Here is a 15,496-nt window from a genome sequence, read left to right on the forward strand (position 1 = left end):
ACCCGGGCGAGCCGAGCAGACCACCGCCCGACCCGCCAGCGTCCGAACGGGTGTCAAGGCCGTCTTGACGTGGCGGGCCGGTCGGCGGCCCGCTCCCCAGAGGGGCGGGCCGAGGGCAGACGGGATGGGAGCTCTGGGGCGCCAGCGGAAGAAAGATCTACGCGAGAAAGTATGTATTTGACATCCTCAAGGAGCTTTTTGCTCAGGGCGCTACTTGCAGTAAACGTTTCACTCGCAGTCCTGGCTGCGGTTTTAAACAGCCCAGACGCTGCCGCTCTGGTTGCTTTATCCGACCGAGCCAGGGCGAGCGTCACGCGAAACAATTGCCAGCGGTCCCATTCAACCTCGTAGGACACGGTCAAAGCATCCTCCCGAGAGGCAAGGTAGGGCGGTGAACTCTCGACAGAATGTAGTAGTCCCAGGATGCTAAGTCGGTCCCTGGCCGGCCATGCCAGTGCGCAGTCTTCGGCCAACTTCTGGGATGCCCCCACCGCGCGTTCCTCCAGCTTGGTGTATTGGCAGATATCCCAAATAAGTAGCTGACTAGTGTTCGAATCGATGCAAGAGCCCACGTTGTCGAGGATATGTTCGAATAAACGAAGTGCAGCTGGATGGTCGCAGAGGTGAAGACTGTATAGTCGAAAAGCGATTAGACGGAACTGAGATGACTCTGTTCGTATGCGACCGTGCAGTATGTCGACAACATCATCCGGAGTAAGCCCAGGAATGTCACAAATCGGCCGCCGTGTGGCGAGTTTGAGAAAGTTGGCAGCCGTTAACGGCGACTGGTCGGCAAGCCAGGCCCGTATTTCAGGCTGCACCTCGGTCAAGACCTCTGCCGCCAAGCTCGGCGGTAAGGATCTCAGGACGTGAATTAGGGTGGAGAAGCTGATTTCGCTGCGCTTCACGCGACGCTTGAGTGAGGTGAGCAGCGGTTGGCGATGCACCGGGTCTGCTAGAAGTCCGGGGAAAGCCTTTGGGTCGGCATCCCGCACTGCGGCAAGATAGGTGCTGAACTTGGCGGGGCTCCTGCTCAGGTAATACGCCAGAGCCTCTCCATCCCGGGGCAAGCAAGCACGGAGTAGGCGGGCGTGATTTTTTAAGCCAAGCCCCGTTACTGCGGCGGCGAGCTCCAAAACATTCCGCGCTCGTCCGCGCCCAGCTGTAGCAACTACCTCTGCGAAGTTCCCAGAAATGGCTAATGTCGCGGCCGTTCGGCCCGTCTCCGAGCCCCGCGCTTTTCTTATAAGCTTCAACAATGACCGGGCCGTTCCAATTCGAATGCTCTGCGCCATTGCTGCCTGATACTTCTCTACATCTTGGTCGTCGACGCGAAGTAGAAATCCGATTCGGTTGCTAGCAGTGTTAAGGCTGGCGGCCTCAACATTGGCATCCCACCGGGCATCATCGTCAACCACATGATCGGTCGAGGAAATCGGCGAAGCGGGATGCGGGAAGAGCCAACCGCTGTAGCAGACGAGCAACGTTAGCGCTATTGTTCCCTCATTCTCGCCCGGGCTCCTAATCCAAGCTGAACCATGAGATGACCAGTTGCGAATCTGTTTGGCGGCGAAGATGCTGCCAGAAATTCCTAGTTTAGCCTCGTTCGTAAAAATCCCGTCTGTCATCGCCATCTCAATCAAGCGATGCAGCATGGCACGGTTAACCGCCTCGATCTGGCGACCACCAAGAATCAGTCGCTGCTTGAGATGCGCCTCGATAAGCTGACCGCAGAGGGCGCTTGTCGATCGCCAAGCATTGGCACTTGCGACTACTCTCAACTCTGCCCAGATCTCGTCAATGTTCTGCTTCTCCCATTGGGAGAATTGGGCTTGCGGGGGAGTCGGGTTCCAGGTTGCTAGGAGGTTCTCACGCGGTGCGGATAGCCCGTCGGCGCTCGGATCGATGCTCATCGGCTGCGGTTCCTCCCCGAGTGCACGCGGTGGTGCGAACGATAACTGGTCAGGATATCGACCAAGTCAAGCGACTAGCTAGGGCGGTATCAGGCAACCGTGCCGACTCCGAGCGGATCGACCAAGCCCAGGCCATGCGCCGTCACCAGGACTTGGGAGGACGATCGTGGACGAGGCCAAGGCCCACCATGGGTGACGGGCACCGTATGGCGGGCTTGGGGCACACACGGGGCACAAGACAGCGTGAGACGTTGGCAACCAACCCCCAATGACGTGAGGTCAGAAGAAGGTACGGCCAGCGCTGTCGGGCACGTAGGCGCAGATCACAGAAGGCCCCTTCTTAGTTCGGCTTCAACGTCTGGGACTCCTCACAATTCAGGCCCAGACGAGGCCGGTTTACTGGCAGTCGCCCCCTCGCTGGATGTCCGCCACGCCCGCAGCTTGCGCCAGAAGTGCCACGGCCGGTCCAGCCAGTCCAGTACCGCGTCCTTGGCGGCAGCCAACTTATCTGGCTCTGCGCCCAACACGATCCAGCCAACTTCGTCGTCACCTGAATGCTCCACGGCTCTCCAGTGATCCACGGCCGCCTTCCGAAGACGCTTGACCAGTCGCCATGGCACTCCGGCGGTGCGGAGCGCGACCTGAAGGCGACCCAAGTAGACCTGTAGGTCTAACCAGTTGTTCTCACCGCCCTTGGCCCATACAGGCCGATCCAGCTCCGCGAGCTGCTCAGCAGCAGTCCGACGTGAGTCGCTGCGCCTGCCGAATCGCCGATAGACCAGCGCCAACAAGTAGCGTGATCACTGGAAGAAGCCGGTCCCATAGAGCAGTGTCAAGCACGGTGCGGAACATACCCGAGAATCAGGCGCCCTTGGGTCTGCTGCTCGGCTACCAGGGACCGACGCCGGGCGATGGCCGAGGCGGGGTGACGCCGATGGATCCCCACTGGACAGAGCGCACGGAACTTGTAAGCGAGGAGTCCGGACCTCGCCGCTAGGGCAGTCGAAGGCCAAGATCATGCCGTTTTCAGGCCGTCTGAGGTCAACCCGCAGCACCCAATGATGACCATCTCTGCCAAGCGTAGCGGCAGGTCAGGGGCCAAGTCGTCCGCTTTGATCGGCTACGCCCACGCTCTTGATCAATACAACGCCAAGTGACGGCCGCAGGGGCGCTGACCTGCGAACATGGTCGTCACGACGACGAGCGCGTCACCAATCAGCCTGAGTGACCAACTGGGGGACGATCACGGCGTACACCGCTGGACGTTGGCGGACAATGGTGCACGCCGACGCCTGCTTAGGGCGTGCGTTGAGGCAGGTTGACGGATCCTGATCGTTGCCTGGGCGGGCAAGGAGTCACCTGGGGGCGCACAAGGTGTCCCGTCGACGCCGCGGATGCTCCTTGTGGTCAGTACAGCGGGCGGAAGTCCGGGCCACTGGCAGTTGTGACCAGCTCCCAGCCGAAGGCTTCCAATGTGATGTCTGTCCGGGCGGCGCGCGCGAGAGGATCGCCTCTGCCAGCCGGTCCTGCTTCCCCGGGATCCTCTCCAGGTTGGGCTTCACCGGGCCAGGATGGCAGAACCCGATCAGTCCGACTACCCCGACGTTGGGTCTGCTCCACAACGTCGGTGAGCATCTGCCGCCGGTGCACTCGTCGCTCCCACATCCTCGATGACGCAGGGAGACCTTGTCAGCGATGTCGACAGCAGCGCTGACAGCAACCGGTGCTGCGGGCGAAGCCAGCCAGTAAGGGCCGACGCCGGACGACCACGTCGCTTGGTTGAATCCGTGGGTCCTCGCTCAAGGCGTGGTGGCTCCGGATGACCACGCCCGCACGATGGAGAGGGTGGCAGCCCGTTCGAGCCGGGCCGAGTCCGGGGAGCCCCGCCGGTCCGCGGGGCTCCCGCGCCCTCCCACACCGTTTCCGGCGACAGCCCTGACAGCAATGCTGATTGCAACCGGCCAGGTTGAGGGCAGTGGCCGGCGGCCGAGGGCGAACCACCGCCCAAGGTCGCGTACGTGATGGATGTTGCCGGACGGAGCAACGAACGTTGCCCACCGGCCATGCGGTTACCCGGCGGGTCGGAAAGAATGAGGGTCATGCTTGAGGCCTTCGTCGCCGAGCCGCCGTGCGCGGTGTGTGGGCGACCGGTAGCTCACGTCGAACTCGTCGCGCCTGCCTCGCAGCCGGTGAACTGGCAGAGCTGGCCTACTCCGAAGCGCGACGCCTACACCACTGCGCGTGAGCGTCACGGCGGCGAGCCATGGTGGCTGCTGTTCTCCGGGATCGTGGCGGGCAACGGGACCGGGCGGCCGGTGGACCTGGCCGAGGCGCACCGCATCGTCGGCGCCTTCACCCAGCCGTACCGGTACGCCGCCGTCAGGACGGCCGGCTTCTACGATGATGCCGGATTCTGCGGGCAGTGCGACGTCCCGTACTGCTTCCACCACTGGAAGGTGTCCGGTACCGGCTACGGACGTTGCCCTCGGGGGCATGGCAAGAGCCTTGACCCGCACTGGTGACCCGACGACGACCTGTAAGGCCCGAGGAGCCTCCGGCCGACCGGTGGGCATGGTGTTCCGCACGCAAACAGCGTGGTGGCGCTCGGTGCGTCCCGAGCCGACCGGGACGGGGCGACGCCGCACAGCCGGGCGAAAGCCGCTTCGGAGTGCAAGCGGTGAGGGTTGTCGCCGGCGGTGACGAGGAGTTGCCCAGCGGTGTCGACGTCGATCAGCCACAAGCGACAGCGACGCCGGCAGGCACAGTATCGGCCAGGGCGGTCGCCGACTAAGCGGTGCGGGAACGCCGGGGGGATGCTCAATGGCCAATGACCGGACGGGCATCCTTCACGGGCATGACCTTCGATTGACATGATCGTTAGGGACGGTTGCGGTCCACCCCTTGACGAAAGGCGGCCGCTCATGCCCATCGCGCCCTCTGTCACGTCCATCTCCCGTACCGTGCGCCGAGCTGCCGCTCTCTCGGCCGCCGCCCTTGCGGGGACCTGCCTGACCGTCGTGAACGGGCAACCGGCCTTGGCCACGCCTCCCGGCATCCCCTCGAAAGCGACGGCACAGTCGCAGCTCAGCGCCCTGACTGTGGCGTCCCAAGGATCGACCAGCGGCTACTCCCGTGACCTGTTCCCGCACTGGATCACGATCAGCGGTAGCTGCAACACCCGTGAGCAGGTCCTCAAGCGCGACGGGACCTCCGTCGTCGTCGACAGCTCCTGCGCCGCCACCTCGGGCCAGTGGTACAGCCCCTACGACGGAGCAACCTGGACGGCGGCCTCCGACGTCGACATCGACCACGTCGTGCCGCTGGCCGAAGCGTGGCGCTCCGGCGCCAACTCCTGGACGACCAGCCGCCGGCAGAGCTTCGCCAACGACCTCACCCACCCGCAACTGATCGCGGTCACGGACAACGTCAACCAGGCCAAGGGCGACCAGGACCCCTCCACCTGGCAGCCGCCCCTGTCCTCGTACCGGTGCACCTACAGCAAGATGTGGATCACCGTGAAGTACAACTGGGGCCTCACTCTGCAGTCCTCGGAGAAGTCCGCGCTACAGAGCATGCTCAACACCTGCGCTTCCTGAACGGCGCGTGGCACCCGGCCGGCAGTCACGACGGGGCTGGCCAGCCGGGTGCCACGCGGCCGCGCCGGCCCGAACATCAAGCCACTGCGGGAGCAGAGCGGCATGTTCCTCCAACAACGGGGTGTTCGAACGCATCCGCGCGTAGCGCGAAGCGGCGAGGTCGTCAGTCGTCGTCCGCATCCGCTGAGGGTGCAAGTCCGCATCGACGTCGCAGCCCCATCTCGGACGACGAACCAGCCTCGCCGGATCGCGCCGTCAGCGGTCGGCCCGGCGTCGCCGACCCGCCGGGTCGCCGTCGTGCCGCCCACCTGCTCAACCGCCTGAGGTACAGCAGGCTGTACACGAAGATGCCCGCTGGCTTCATCGATCATGGCCGTCGGGCGACCTAGCGTTTCCGGTGTCAGCGATAAGCGCACACCGAGAGGCTTAGTGATGATCGACATGGTCGCGGTCCGGGTCGAAGGAGTCAGCCGGACCTACGCCACCGCCGGAGAGCCGGTTGTGGCGCTCGCCGGTGTTGACGCGAGCTTCGCCCGCGGCACGTTCACGGCGGTCATGGGTCCGTCCGGTTCCGGCAAGAGCACACTCCTGCAGACCGCCGCCGGTCTCGACCGGCCGACCTCGGGCCGCGTCTGGATCGGCGACACCGAGCTGTCCACGCTCTCCGAGACCAGGCTGACCGAGCTGCGGCGGGATCGCATCGGGTTCGTCTTCCAGGCCTTCAACCTGGTTGGCGCGCTCACCGTCGACGAGAACATCGCGTTGCCGTCGAGGCTTTCGGGCAGGCGGCCCGATCCGCGCTGGTTGGCGGAGGTGATCGAGCGCGTCGGGTTGGCCGACCGCCGGTCGCGCCGGCCGTCCCAGCTCTCCGGTGGCCAGCAGCAACGGGTCGCGATTGCCCGGGCGCTGTCGGTCCGGCCCGACGTGATCTTCGCCGACGAGCCGACCGGCGCGCTCGACACCGAGTCGGCCGCCGACGTTCTGGCCCTGCTGCGCTCGGCGGTCGACGACTTTGGCCAGACCGTGGTGATGGTGACCCACGACCCGGTCGCCGCCGCCTACGCCGACCGCGTGCTCGTGCTGGCTGACGGTCGCATCGTCCGCGACATGCCGCCCCTGGGCGCCGAGAAGATCGCCGAGGTGCTGGCCACGGCTCGCATGACGGGAGCCGTCCGATGACCGGTCTCGCGGTGCGTCTGCTCCGGCAGCGCCCCGCCTCCGCCGTCGCCACTCTGGTGGCCCTGGCCGGTGGCGTGATGATCCTGATGACCCTGGCGGTCTTCGTGCAGTCCGCCCTGGTGTTCCGTCCCGCACCGGAGCAGTTCGCGGCGGCCGACGTGGTGGTCGCCCACCGGGAGCTGACCGTGACCACGAAGGAGTTCGGCGACACCACCACCACACGGGTACCGCTGGCCGAGGGCACCGTCCCGGTCGGGCTGGCCGACGAGATCCGCGCGGTCCCCGGCGTCACCGATGTGCGGTTGGTGGGCGCCGAGGGCGGCGTCGCGTCGGCCGTCGAGGTGCAGGCCCCCACGGACGCGTACGGGGCGATCGACCGGTTAGCCCGGCAGGCCGGCGTCGAGTCGTACACCGGGATGGACCGCGGCTGGGCCGAGCAGTCGGATTCGCTCGAGGCCCGCTCGTTCCTGCTCGAAGCCGGCTCGGCGTTCGGCGGCTACGTGGTCCTGCTGATCGTCGTCGTCGCGGCCGGCACGATCGGCCTGTCGGTCCGGCATCGTCGCCGGGACCTGGCACTGCTGCGGGCGGTGGCCGCCACCCCACGCCAGGCGCGCCTGCTGGTCGTGGCCGAGGCGGCCGTCGTGGCTCTGACGTCCGCCGTGCTCGGTGTGCCCGCCGGCCTCTGGTCCACCCACTGGGTGCACCATCAACTGGTCAGCCGGGGCTTCCTGCCCGCGGACTTCCCGATCGTCAACGCGGGGCTCGCCGCTTCGGCCGCCGTCGCGGTGACCGTCCTGGTGGCGGCCACCGGGGCCTGGTTCGCGTCGCGTCGCGTCGCCCGCATCCGCCCGGCCGAGGCGCTCGGCGAGGCCGCGGTCGAACCGGCTCGGAGCGCCCGGATCCGGCTCGTCTCCGGTCTGGTCACGATGGTCGGCGGCGTGGCCGCACTGTTCTTCGCGGCCGGGCTGTCCGGCACGACCGCGCTGGCCACGGCGGTCGGCATGCTCTACCTCCTCGTGCTCGCGGTCGCGCTGCTCGCGCCCTGGATCAACGGGTTCGCCGCCCGACTGATGTCGCCGGTGTTGCGAACGGTGTGGCGGGCGCCGGGCGAGTTGGCGGCGGCCAACCTGCGGGCCAACGCACGCGGGATGTCGGTCGTGCTGAGCGCGCTCGTGCTGGCGATCGGCTTCGGCGGTTCGGTCTGGTTTCTCCAGGACAACCTGCAGCGGCAGACCGTCACGCAGAGCCGCGACGGCATGCTGGCCGACCGGGTGCTGACCGGGCCTCGGGGCATCTCGTCGACGGAGGTGGCCCAGGTACGCCGGATCCCGGGAGTCGAGGCGGCGACCGGCGTCCGGAACACCTCGGTGGTGGTCAGGGTCCTCGACGGCGCTGAGACGGTTGCGGCCCGGGCGGTCGACCCGAGCGGGCTCACGTCGACGATCGACGTGAAGGTGCGTGAGGGAAGTCTGGCCGGGCTGGCCGACGGGACCATCGCCGCCTCGGCTCTGCAGGCGTCGTCCTCCGGCTGGAAGGTCGGCGAGACGGCCGAGATCTGGCTCGCCGACGGCACACCAATCCACCCTCGTCTGGTGGCGATCTACGACCGTGGACTCGGCTTCGGCGACGTGCTGCTGCCACAGGAACGCGGTGTCTACGACGAGATGCTCGTGCGTGCCACCGGCGACGTCGACCAACGGCTGGCCGCGTTCGGAAAGGTGACCGACGCCGGCACCCTGACCGGCCAGTTGAGCCGCGACCTGGCCATCTCGGCCTGGCTCAACAAGCTGCTCATCACCGTGCTGGTCGGCTACTCGGCCCTGGCCGCCGGCAACACCATGGTCATGGCCGCGCTGGCCCGCGGCCGCGAACTCGCGGTGCTGCGCCTGGCCGGTGTGACCCGCCGGCAGGTGCGGCGGATGGTCGACGCCGAACAGGTGGGCCTGATCGGTACGGCGCTGACGCTCGGGGTGGCGATCGCAGGGATGACGCTCGTCGCGGTCGTCCACGCGCTCACCGGCACGCTGATCCCGTACGTCCCACCGCTGGGCTGGGTCGCTGTGTTGGGCGGCGCGACCGCGCTGGCCCTGGTAACCACGATTCTGCCGATTCGGCGGTTGCTGCGGATCCCACCGGTCCGCGCGGCGGGTACCAGCGAATAACGCGGCCTGAGGCGGCAGCGGACCTCAAGCATGGTTGAGTTCCCGGTCTCGGCGTCATGCGACGACTCATCCATGCAATCAAGGGTGTTCTACCGGTGCGCAGGCAGGCGGAGTGGAACCGCGCTGCACGTGTAACGGCGACGGCTGACCCGACTGTCCCCCGCTGGCTCGTTTCCTGCTGCTCGCCCCAGAGCTGTCCGGCTGAGAGCAGCATCGTTGCCTTCGTCTGCGCGGCTCGATCAGCCGAGCTGAGGTGGTGTAGCCGTGGCCTCCCAGGTGGTCAGGCAGAACGGGTGGCCCGCCGGGTCGGCGTAGACATAACACTGTTCGCTGTTGGGCTGGAAGTCGTACTTTGTTGCTCCGGCAGCGAGCACGCGGGCCTCGGCGGCGTCTCGGTCCACGACCATGAAGTCGAGATGCATCATGATCGACGAGGCGGGGTCGGGCCAGGTGGGTGGCGTGTATCCGGGCACAGTCTGGAAGTTGATCCGCCCGGCCGGGCTCAGCACGCATGCCCAGCCGTCCCCTGCGTGTGTCAGGGTTCCGCCGGTGATGCTGGCGTAGAACTCCGCCAAGGCGACGGCGTCCGGGCAGTCCAGGGTGACCGCGCTGAGCCTGATCTCGTCGGACATGTCGCCTCCTGTGGCCCGTGCCGCCGGTTGCGAGGCGCGCCCGCACTGATACGACGACCAGCACGACGGCGCGCTCGACAGATTGAACGACGTAACCTGACGCACACGTTTGGTCGAGCACGCTGATCTAGCCGCGACGCGCATTCTCGGCTGACGCATGGCGGAAGACTGTCGCACCTTACCCGACGGAGGACAGGCCGGACTGCCGGCAAGGACGCTCCTGCTTCTGTCAAGACGTGGCGGGCCGGGCGGCGGCCCGCTCCCCGGGAGGGCGGGTCGGCGGCAAACGGGATGGCGGCAGCGTCGTCAGCGGTGCTCGCCGAAGACCGCCGCGGCCACCTGGTAGCTGTCGAACGCCCGGGCCGCCCCGGCGTACGCCTCCAGGTGGATGAAGAGCTCGACGATCTCCTCCTTCGTCACGCCGGACGTCAGCGCGATGCGCAACTGCCCCCGCAGCGGCTCGTGGGTGCCCAGCGCCGCCGCGACGGCCACCGAGATCAGGCAGCGGCTCCGCAGGTCCAGGCCCGGTCGCGGCCACGAGTCGCCGAAGGTGTGCTCGGTCGCCAGCCGTCGGAAGTCCTGACCGACCGCGGGTTCCCCGTCGGCCAGCGGCAGGGTCAACGGTTGGCCGAGGAGGCGCTCCGCGGTGTCGAGGGCCTGCTGGTATCGGGGATCGTCGGGCATGCGTTGCCACCTCCGCACGTGTCAGCCGATCGACTGCCGTTCGGACCAGCATCGCGCCTACCCCGGCGTTCGGTCGGCCGTTCCGGGAAACCGGTGGTCGGCACGCATCGGATGCGATCAACGAGTTCTGGCAGGTCGTCGACGTGATCCTGGAGCGGGACGACCTCGTGCGCCGCCACGTGTACGGGCCGGTCGCGCCGAACGGTGCGCGGCCCGGCAGTAGCCGCAGCGTCTGTGGTCAGGAGTTCGCGCTGACCCACGGGTCGCCGTCGGCCGAGGGACGGCCGACGAGCTGGGCGACCATGGTGTCGGCGTCCTCGAAGGACTCGACTGTGTGGAAGCCTTCGCCCGCGTACAGCTTCGCGGCGAAGTTGGCCCGCTCCACGCTCAACGACACCGCCCGGAGGCCGCGATCGCGTGCGACGGGCAGAACCGCGCGCAGGAGCGCCCGGCCCACGCCGCGATTGCGCCACGAGTCCACCACGCCGAGGGTCAGCTCGGGCACGTCGTCACTCACGTACCCGTAGCCGGGGTCGGCGGCGGTCAGCTGTCGGCACCAGGCCGCGCCGAGGGGCTGATCAGCCGGGTCGACGGCGACGACCCCGAAGTCGCCCGGTCGCATCCAGCCGGCGACGTAGTGGGCCAGCTCGGGCTTCGTCAGGATCTCCTCGCGTGACAAGTTGCGCTCGGGCAGCCAGTTGACGGCCTGCACGAGCATGTCGAGCAGGAAACCGTCGTCAGTCGAGGTGGCGGTACGGATGCTGAACGTCGTCACCGCCGCAGCCTCCCATGCGAGATCGAGGGGAAAGGCCCGGGGCAGCGCCCTGTGGGCACCGGGTCTACCGTCACGGGCATGATCGTGCGTACGCGCTGGTCGATGCCCCATTCACCCGAGGTGTTGTGGCCGGCGCTGTGCGACTCCCGGTTGGAGCCGCAGCCCCGGTGCCCGGTCTTCTATCTGGGTACGCCCCGGCCGACGACGTGCCGCCTGCCCGAGGGCCCCGGTGAGGTGGGCGCCGCTCGGCAGTGCGTGTCGGAGCAGGGTGTGGTGCGGCAACGCATCACGACGTGGGAGCCGCCGGTCCGGTTGGCGTTCCACATGGAGTCGACGGACCTGGGCTTCCATCGCTTCGTCGATCAGCTCGGGGATGTGTTCGAGTTGGCCGCTACGGAGCGCGGCACGCAGGTGACCCGGACGACGACGGTGACGGTTCGCGGATTCGGTCGGGTGGTCCTCTGTCCGGCCCTGTGGGTCGGGTTGAAGTCGGTACACCGCTTCGTGTTCCGCAACTGGCAGAAGATGCAGTTGTCGCCGCCAGCGACGGTGTGATGGGTCAGCGCGAGGCGCGGCCGCGTCGCTTCTGATCGGGAACGACGCGCGTCAGGCGCGGAACGCTCTGATGGCGAGCGCGGCGAATCGTCGCGACGCGGCGACCCGGGCGTCCGTGGAGGTGGCGTGCAGGCCGCCGTTGGCCATCAGGATGAGGATGAGGTCGTCCAGGACGAAGTCGGGTCGCAGGTGGCCGGTGTTCTTGGCCCGGAGGGTGAGGTCGGCGAGTGCGGCGAGGGCCGCCCGGCGCTTCGCCGCGAGATCCACGGCATGCGGAAACGCCGCGGTGAACGCCGTGGTGTAGCCGCGGTCGCGGGCGTGCAGCTCGCAGAGCTTCTCGATCACCAGGCACAGGCCACGCCACGGATCGGGGTCGGCGAGCCCTTCGTCGATGATCACCCGGCAGGCGTCCATCTGCTCGGCGAATGCCTCGGTGGCCAACGCCTCCTTGGTGGGGAAGCGTCGGTAGAGGGTGGCGGGGCCCACGCCGGCCCTGCGGGCTATCTCGCGCATCGGCACGTCCATGCCGTCGGTGGCGAACATCGCCCGGGCGGCTTCGAGGATCCGCTCGCGGTTGTCCCGCGCGTCCGACCGCAGGTTTCGAGTCAACTGCTCGGTCACGGCTCTCATTTTAGCTAAACGGACGCCGGCGTCCACTACCGTTCGCGCTGACCACAGGCGGTCCGGCTCGAGAAGAGGCACACGTGAAGGCAGTCATGATCAGAGAGTTCGGTGATCCTCGGGGCTTGGCGGTGATCGACATCCCCGACCCGGTTCCGGCTGCGGGGCAGGTGATGATCACCGTCGAGGCGGTCGGTGTGGCGGGCGTCGACGTCATGATCCGAAGCGGCGCCCTCGCCGCGTACGGCTTCCGCGAGGGTCACATCCTCGGCGGCGAGGTGGCGGGAACGGTGGCCGCGGTGGGCGCGGGTGTCGACACGGCGTGGATCGGGCGGCGCGTGTGGGCGTTCACCGGCACCGGCGGTGGGTACGCCGAGCGCGCGGTCGCCCCGATCTCGGAGGTGCTGCCCGTCCCCGCCGGTCTCTCCGTCGTCGATGCCGTGACGCTCGGCAGCTCCGGGGTCGTGGCCCACTTCGGTCTCGCCCACGCGCACTTCTCGCAGGGGGAGAGCGTCCTGGTACGCGGCGCGGCCGGCAGCATCGGGATCATGACGGTGCAACTCGCAGCCCGCCAGGGCGCCGGCGCCGTCGCGGTCACCACCTCGTCGCCGGAGCGTGGGCGTCGGCTGCGTGGCCTTGGCGCAACCCACGTGCTCGACCGGGCCGGAGCGGGCGGTCCGGACGGGCCCCGCGGCTATGACGTGATCATCGACGTTGTCGCCGGCGACAGCATGCCCTCGTTCTTCGACCGGCTCAATCCCAACGGACGCCTCGTGCTCGTCGGCGCGGTCGGGGGCCAGCCGCCGGCGGACTTCGGGGCGACGCTGATGACCGCCTTCCAGAAGTCGATGTCGTTCGCCACCTTCAGCGCCGCGACGGTGCCCGAAGCCGCTCGCCAGGCCGTGCGGCGCGACCAGTTCGCCGCGGTGACCCGTGGCGAACTGGTCGCGGTGGTGCACGAGGTGCTGCCCCTGGAGCAGGCGGCGACCGCCCACCAGAAGATGGCCGCCGGCCAGGTCTTCGGGCGGATCGTCCTCACCCCGTAGCGGGGACGGGCTGCGACGACCCGCACGGGGCCGCCCGGCGCGGGTCTCAGGCGAGCAGGGTGCCGCCGTCGACGGTGATCACCGTGCCGGTGGCGTATGTCGACCGCAGGAGGTAGACGAACGCCTCGGCGACCTCCTCGGGCTCGCCCACCCGGCCGAGCGGCAGTGACGCGCTGAGCTGGGCGTACATCTGCTCCCGGGTGTCGTCGGGCAGTGTGTCCCACAGCGGTGAGCGGATGACGCCGGCGGAGACGGCGTTGACCCGCACCGGTGCCAGTTCGACGGCGAGCGAGCGGACCAGCGCGTCGATCGCCCCGGTGATGCCGGCGACCACCGACCAGCCCGCGTTCGGCCGGTGATTGGCGGTGCCGGTGGTGAGGGTGATCGACCCGCCCGGCCGCAGGTGCGGAAGCGCCGCGTGGACGGCGGCCAGCGAACCGAAGTAGCGCAGGTTGAACGCGGCACGGGCGGCGGCGAGGTCGAGGGCGTCGACGGACATCAGCGCCAGTGGTTCGCCGGCGGTGTAGACGAGGTGGTCGAACGGGCCGAGTCCCTGGAACAGGCGCGTCACGTCGTCCTGGTTGGCGAGGTCGGCGACGTACCCCTGGGTGCCGGCCGGAAGGGCGGCGAGGGCGCGGTCCACGCTGCTCCGGGTGCGGGAGGCGACCACGACCTGGGCGCCCTCCCGGGCGGCCCGGGCGGCGGTCGCGAGCCCGATTCCCGACGTTCCGCCGAGGACGACGACGCGCTGGTCGGTGAGGGTCATGATGGTCCTTCCGGATGACGTTCGGCTGACGCTCACCACGGTGCGTCGGAGGCGGCACTGACGTCCAAGACCTCTTTGAGCTGCTGTGATACCCGACGGGTATGGTGGCTTGTGGGGACACCTGCGGCCCGACTGGAGGATCGGATGGACGTCGATCTGCGCAAGCTCCGCTACTTCGTCGCCGTCGCCGAGGAACTGCACTTCGGCCGGGCCGCCGCGCGGCTGCACATCGCCCAGCCGGTCCTGTCGCGGCAGATCCGGGCGTTCGAGCGCGAACTCCGCGCCGAGCTGTTCGTTCGGGATCGCCGCTCCACCGTGTTGACCGAGGCCGGTCGTCAACTGTTGGCCGACGCCGGTCCGCTCCTGGCCTCGGCCGAGGCCCTTGGTCGGCGGGTGCAGCGGGTGGCGCACGGCCGGCAGACGTTCACCATCGCGTTCATGCCGGGCATCATCGTCACGGCCGAGGCCCGTGCCATTGCGCAGGTGCACCCCGAGGTGTCCGTCGGTGTCGTCCGCACCTCTCGGCACGACCAGGCCGAGGTGCTCCGCGAGGGGCGCGCCGACGTCGGCTACGTGCGCCTTCCGGTCGACCAGCGGGGCCTGCGCCTCCGCCCGCTGTTCACCGAACCTCGGGTCGTGGTGCTGCCCGGCGCACATCGTCTGGCGGGCAAGGAGTCGGTCGCCCTCGCCGAGCTGGCCGAGGAGCGCCTTCTCCAGGATCCGGACACGGTGCCGGAGTGGCGGGACCTGCCGAACCGTCCGACGGACCCGGGGCCCCGCCCCCGGCCGGTGCTGACCTCCGTCGAGGAGAAGCTGGAGCACGTCGCCGCGGAGGCCGGCGTGGTTATCCTGCCGCTGTCGATCGCGAGGTTCTACACCAGGCCGGACGTCGTCCACGTGCCCGTCGACGACCTCGGTCACAACCAGGTGTGCCTGGCCTGGGCCGAGAACAACCGGTCACCGCTGGTGCGGGAGTTCGTCGACATCGCCGTGGGGCGGGCCGACGACGTCGGCCCCGGCGATCGCACCTAGAGCAGGGGGAACCAGCATGGCGATCCGGCGGATGGACAACGTCCTCATCGTTGTCGAGGACCTCGACGCGGTCATCGCGTTCTTCGTCGAACTCGGCATGGAGCTGGAGGGCAGGGGACCGGTCGAGGGGCGCTGGGTGGAGCGCGTCATCGGCGTCGACGACGTGCGGCAGGAGGTCGCGATGCTGCGGACCCCGGACGGTCACGGCAAGGTGGAGCTGGCGATGTTCCACGCGCCCAGGGCAATCCGCCACGAGCCGCGGGACGCGCCGGCGAACACCCTCGGCATTCGCCGAATCATGTTCGCCGTGGACGACGTCGGAGACACGATCGCCCGGCTGCGTGGCCACGGGGCGGAAGTGGCCGGGGAGGTGCAGCGGTACGAGGACATCTTCCTGCTCTGCTACGTCCGCGGCCCCGAGGGCATCGTCGTCGGGCTGGCCGAGGAGCTGCGCTGAATGCAGTGAGTGGCCGCCGCAGTCGGTCGGGCGTCGACAATGTCAGGGATGTCGTGGCCTCACACCCCACGGAGACCA

General features: G+C 68.4%; 14 protein-coding genes and 1 pseudogene. 8 read left to right on the top strand and 7 right to left on the bottom strand.

Annotation, left to right across the window (positions count from 1 at the left end):
* Positions 1-53 precede the first annotated feature (53 nt).
* Entirely contained in the window at positions 54-1,913 is a 1,860-nt protein-coding gene (locus ACTFTM_RS15260; protein ID WP_449566426.1) for a hypothetical protein, read from the bottom strand.
* A 2,099-nt stretch (positions 1,914-4,012) separates the two neighbouring features.
* On the opposite strand from ACTFTM_RS15260, the gene ACTFTM_RS15265 reads away from it, so the two are divergent.
* Positions 4,013-4,435, top strand: coding sequence for a hypothetical protein (locus ACTFTM_RS15265; RefSeq protein ID WP_449566791.1), 423 nt, complete (start codon positions 4,013-4,015; stop codon positions 4,433-4,435).
* 75 nt (positions 4,436-4,510) lie between these two features.
* Here the strand turns inward: ACTFTM_RS15265 and ACTFTM_RS15270 are convergent.
* Positions 4,511-4,629 (bottom strand): annotated as a pseudogene (locus tag ACTFTM_RS15270) (transposase); the annotation flags it as partial.
* A 205-nt stretch (positions 4,630-4,834) separates the two neighbouring features.
* On the opposite strand from ACTFTM_RS15270, the gene ACTFTM_RS15275 reads away from it, so the two are divergent.
* The 3 genes from ACTFTM_RS15275 to ACTFTM_RS15285 all read left to right on the top strand — a co-directional run bounded on the left by ACTFTM_RS15275 (position 4,835) and on the right by ACTFTM_RS15285 (position 8,850).
* Positions 4,835-5,509 (top strand): HNH endonuclease family protein, encoded by a 675-nt coding sequence (locus ACTFTM_RS15275; protein WP_449566427.1) that lies wholly within the window; start codon positions 4,835-4,837, stop codon positions 5,507-5,509.
* A 441-nt stretch (positions 5,510-5,950) separates the two neighbouring features.
* Positions 5,951-6,688: an ABC transporter ATP-binding protein gene (locus tag ACTFTM_RS15280; protein WP_449566645.1), complete on the top strand. Its 738-nt coding sequence runs from the start codon at positions 5,951-5,953 to the stop codon at positions 6,686-6,688.
* A complete protein-coding gene (locus ACTFTM_RS15285; RefSeq protein ID WP_449566428.1) occupies positions 6,685-8,850 on the top strand; it encodes an FtsX-like permease family protein in 2,166 nt (721 codons plus the stop codon). The genes ACTFTM_RS15280 and ACTFTM_RS15285 overlap by 4 nt, the downstream gene beginning before the upstream one ends.
* Positions 8,851-9,089: 239 nt before the next feature.
* Here ACTFTM_RS15285 and ACTFTM_RS15290 read toward each other — a convergent pair whose 3' ends face one another.
* The 3 genes from ACTFTM_RS15290 to ACTFTM_RS15300 form a co-directional block, all read right to left on the bottom strand.
* Positions 9,090-9,482: a VOC family protein gene (locus tag ACTFTM_RS15290; RefSeq protein ID WP_449566429.1), complete on the bottom strand. Its 393-nt coding sequence runs from the start codon at positions 9,480-9,482 to the stop codon at positions 9,090-9,092.
* A gap of 306 nt (positions 9,483-9,788) precedes the next feature.
* Positions 9,789-10,166, bottom strand: coding sequence for a carboxymuconolactone decarboxylase family protein (locus ACTFTM_RS15295; RefSeq protein WP_088986731.1), 378 nt, complete (start codon positions 10,164-10,166; stop codon positions 9,789-9,791).
* A gap of 238 nt (positions 10,167-10,404) precedes the next feature.
* A complete protein-coding gene (locus ACTFTM_RS15300; protein ID WP_449566430.1) occupies positions 10,405-10,941 on the bottom strand; it encodes an N-acetyltransferase family protein in 537 nt (178 codons plus the stop codon).
* Between the two features lie 78 nt (positions 10,942-11,019).
* Here ACTFTM_RS15300 and ACTFTM_RS15305 point away from each other — a divergent pair, with 78 nt between their 5' ends.
* Entirely contained in the window at positions 11,020-11,496 is a 477-nt protein-coding gene (locus tag ACTFTM_RS15305; RefSeq protein WP_449566431.1) for a hypothetical protein, read from the top strand.
* 51 nt (positions 11,497-11,547) lie between these two features.
* On the opposite strand, the gene ACTFTM_RS15310 is transcribed toward ACTFTM_RS15305, so the two are convergent.
* Positions 11,548-12,126 carry a TetR/AcrR family transcriptional regulator gene (locus tag ACTFTM_RS15310; protein ID WP_449566432.1) on the bottom strand — a complete coding sequence of 193 codons (579 nt, stop codon included), beginning with the start codon at positions 12,124-12,126 and terminating at the stop codon, positions 11,548-11,550.
* 86 nt (positions 12,127-12,212) lie between these two features.
* Between ACTFTM_RS15310 and ACTFTM_RS15315 the strand changes: the two genes are divergently transcribed.
* The gene (locus ACTFTM_RS15315; protein ID WP_449566433.1) at positions 12,213-13,163 is read left to right on the top strand and encodes a zinc-binding dehydrogenase; all 951 of its coding nucleotides are present in this window, start codon (positions 12,213-12,215) and stop codon (positions 13,161-13,163) included.
* A 46-nt stretch (positions 13,164-13,209) separates the two neighbouring features.
* Here the strand turns inward: ACTFTM_RS15315 and ACTFTM_RS15320 are convergent, their stop codons facing one another.
* The gene (locus ACTFTM_RS15320) at positions 13,210-13,929 is read right to left on the bottom strand and encodes an SDR family oxidoreductase (RefSeq protein WP_449566434.1); all 720 of its coding nucleotides are present in this window, start codon (positions 13,927-13,929) and stop codon (positions 13,210-13,212) included.
* A gap of 144 nt (positions 13,930-14,073) precedes the next feature.
* Between ACTFTM_RS15320 and ACTFTM_RS15325 the strand changes: the two genes are divergently transcribed.
* Together ACTFTM_RS15325 and ACTFTM_RS15330 are read left to right on the top strand one after the other, a co-directional pair.
* Positions 14,074-14,961: a LysR family transcriptional regulator gene (locus ACTFTM_RS15325; RefSeq protein WP_449566435.1), complete on the top strand. Its 888-nt coding sequence runs from the start codon at positions 14,074-14,076 to the stop codon at positions 14,959-14,961.
* A gap of 16 nt (positions 14,962-14,977) precedes the next feature.
* Complete coding sequence (locus tag ACTFTM_RS15330; RefSeq protein ID WP_449566436.1) at positions 14,978-15,418, top strand: VOC family protein; 441 nt, start codon at positions 14,978-14,980, stop codon at positions 15,416-15,418.
* Positions 15,419-15,496 lie beyond the last annotated feature (78 nt).

It is taken from the genome of Micromonospora sp. RB23, assembly GCF_053585025.1.